The organism is Pseudomonadota bacterium (genome assembly GCA_034660915.1).
Lineage (GTDB): Bacteria > Desulfobacterota > Anaeroferrophillalia > Anaeroferrophillales > Anaeroferrophillaceae > DQWO01.
On the sequence record JAYEKE010000119.1, the window covers coordinates 1 to 3,064 of the forward strand.

3 protein-coding genes are annotated in these 3,064 nt (G+C 45.4%); all 3 read left to right on the forward strand.

Translation table 11 applies throughout. From position 1 onward, the window contains the following. Window positions 1–302 (forward strand): hypothetical protein (locus U9P07_07310; protein MEA2109211.1); only part of this gene is annotated, 302 nt, incomplete at its 5' end. Window positions 303–387: 85 nt separating this feature from the next. Then, window positions 388–1,599, forward strand: coding sequence for a DUF3426 domain-containing protein (locus U9P07_07315; protein ID MEA2109212.1), 1,212 nt, complete (start codon window positions 388–390; stop codon window positions 1,597–1,599). Next, window positions 1,596–3,064 (forward strand): tetratricopeptide repeat protein (locus U9P07_07320; GenBank protein MEA2109213.1); only part of this gene is annotated, 1,469 nt, incomplete at its 3' end. The genes U9P07_07315 and U9P07_07320, both read left to right, overlap by 4 nt.

Sequence of the window (3,064 nt, forward strand, 5' to 3'; positions counted from 1 at the left end):
AGGCGGATGAAATGGATCCACTGCTGACCCTGAGTTTTTATCTTGATTTTCCTGATTTTGGCCGCATAGGAACCCGGGTTGTAATGATGAGCAAACAGACGGTGGTTTCCATCCAGGTGGGAGGCAAGATTCAACACGATTTATTGCAGGTACAGGTTCCCGAAGTTCAGCAACGATTGTCCGGTTTACTTTCAAGAAAAGTTTCCATCATGGTGGAAGAAGTTTCCGCGTCCCGGTTGCTGGCATTTTGGCAGGAGAACTTTCTTGATGAACTTCCAGGGCTGATTGATGTTCGGGCCTGAATCAATGGAGAAAAATCTTGCAATTGTTTAACTATTTTAGGTATGCTTCCACAAGCCTTCCAGTATAGAAAGAGGATGTGTCATTATGCTAATTACCTGCCCACGCTGTCAGACAGTTTTTCAGTTGGCTGATGAAATGTTGCCAGCTGATGCTTCTTCGGTGAAAGTGAAATGTTCCCACTGCCAGGCGGTATTTTCTCTGCCTGAACCTGTCCCCCCGGAGGTGGAATTTGAGCAGTCGGAAACTTCAGTGATTGATGAAGTAGCAGCGGAAAAGTCAGCTTCTTCCTTTGAAGTTCCTGAAACCCCTGCGGTTGAGATTGAAGCTGATATTGCCGCTGAGACTGGAGCAAAAGATGATCAAGTTGAGCCAGAGATGCTTGAACCAGGCGAAGTTCTGGCTGAGGAACAGCAGGACGTCTTAGGTGATGATCTGGCTGGTCTTGATGCCGGGGCTGAGGAAAGTAATGGGGAAACAGGTGAAAGTAATCAGCCTGGTGGTGAAAAAACTGACGAGAAGGTTGATGATGATGTGGTTTTTGAATTATCCGATGATTTTGCTGATGAAGATGATTTGTCCTGGGATATTGATGATGATGATGAAAAGACCACTGCTCCGGAGCCGGAAAAGCCTGACCTCGGAGAAAACAGAGAGACGGTTATGGATGATGAAGGATTGTCTCCCGCGGAAAACTTTTCCGCCGCAGCTGAAACGTCAGAGAATACGATGCCGGCGCCTGATGATGGTGGTTCCCGGACTGAAACTGAAGAGGGTGTTCCAGCGGCTGAAAAATCAGCGAAAGTACGTTTGGACAGCCGGCGTACATTTTTATTCCTTGGCCTGATTTTTGTGGTTTTGAGCTTGGCTGTCTGGGGTGGGATGCTTGTCTGGCAGAAGTTTTCCATTGATATGGAAAAACATCTTTCGATTATTGGTCTTGAAAGCCGTAACTACATATTTTCTTCTGATAAGCGGGTTATTGCCATCCGGGGTAAACTTTATAATACTTCGCCAAAAGTTGTAGGGAAGCTGAGAATTAAAGGTGTTATCGTTGATCGGCAGGGAAAGGTCCTGGCAGAAAGGGTCACCTCAGGAGGTGTTACCTTTTCCGCCGATGAATTGCAGAATCTCGATGGAAAGATGGTTGGAAAGTTGGAAAACCCAGCAGCCATGGTGCCGGCAAATGGCGGAGAATTGCCTTTTATGCTGGCTTTTTATGCTTTTCCTCCCTCGGCTTCGAGCTACCACGTTGAACTGGCTGAGTTTTCGGTACTTAAAAAAGGCAATAAACCATGAAGAAAAGCGCGGCCATCCCGGCTTTGCTGGTTGTTTTTATATTATATGGTGCCTGTGCGCCAAAAGTGGTGCAAGAACAGCAGGCTGTAACTATGACTTTCTCTAAAAAAGCCATGCCGGTTTCTTCCCGTCACCTGGGTGCAGCCTATTATTATTTTTCTATTTATTCATTGTTACGTCAGCAAAATAAGCTCCAGGCATCCATGGAGTATTTGCAGAAGGCGGTGGATGCTGATCCGGAATCTGCCTTCTTGAAAGTTGAATTGGCTTCACTGCTGCTTAAAGCCGGCAAAGTCGAGGAGGCGCGCCGTTTATGTGAGGATGCCCTGCTTATTGATCCTGATGATACCGATGCCCGGCAGGTTCTTGGGGGTATATATTCGGCAACTAATAAAATTGAACTAGCCATTAAACAGTATGAAGCAATCATTGCCGGCAATCCTGATGATTCTGATGCTATCCTCTTTCTTGCGTCTCTTTATGCCAACCAGTTGAAATACGAAAAGGCAATTGAGATTTTGAACCGCCTGCGGGAGAAAGAACCGGATGAGGTGGTGCCGCTTTATTATCTGGGGAAAATATACGCTGAAATTAAATTGTATCAGAAGGCAGAACAGTTTTATCAGGAGGTGCTGAAAAAAGACCCCGATTTTTCAGATGCCCGCTTTGAGTTGGGCCTTATTTATGAATTTACTGACCGGAAAGAAGATGCCATTGTTACCTATCGGCGTTTATTGAAGAAAAAACCTGATGATCTCAAAACTATGGAGCGATTAGGCCAGCTTTATATTGCCATCGGGAAGACTGATTCAGCCTTGAAAATTTTTTCCAGATTAAAAAAGAGTGGGAAGGCCCCGCTGAGCATTGATGTAAAACTGGCATTGATTCATTTCCAGCTGGGAAATTATACTGAAGCCATAGATATCCTGCAACCTTTACACGAGCGACATCCTGACCAGGAGCGGATTACTTTTTATCTTGCTTCAAGCCTGGAGGCTCAAGGGATGCGGGACAAAGCCCTGGAGCTTTTTTCCCTTATTGATCCACAGAGTGAATTTTATTATGATGCGCGGATCCATGCAGCTTATCTACTGGAAAAGCGGGGTTTGTATCAGCAGGGAATTGAGATTATCGAATCCCTGATCAAAGTTTATGCTGACAAGACCAGTCTTTACCGGATGTTGTCATCCTTATATGAAAAATCAGGTGATGGAGTACGGGCAGCATCAGTGCTTAAGGAGGCATTGGCTAAATTTCCTCAAGATTATCAGCTTAAATTTGCCTTGGGAGTTTTGTACCATTCACTGGGTGATGAGCAGCAGAGTGTTGCCGTCATGCAGGAGCTTTTAAAAGAAAATCCTGAAGATGCGACGGTTCTCAATTATATTGGTTATACTTACGTTGAGCTGGGGGTTCAGCTTGATGATGCCGAGAAGTTAATCCGCAAGGCGCTTTCCCTGAAACC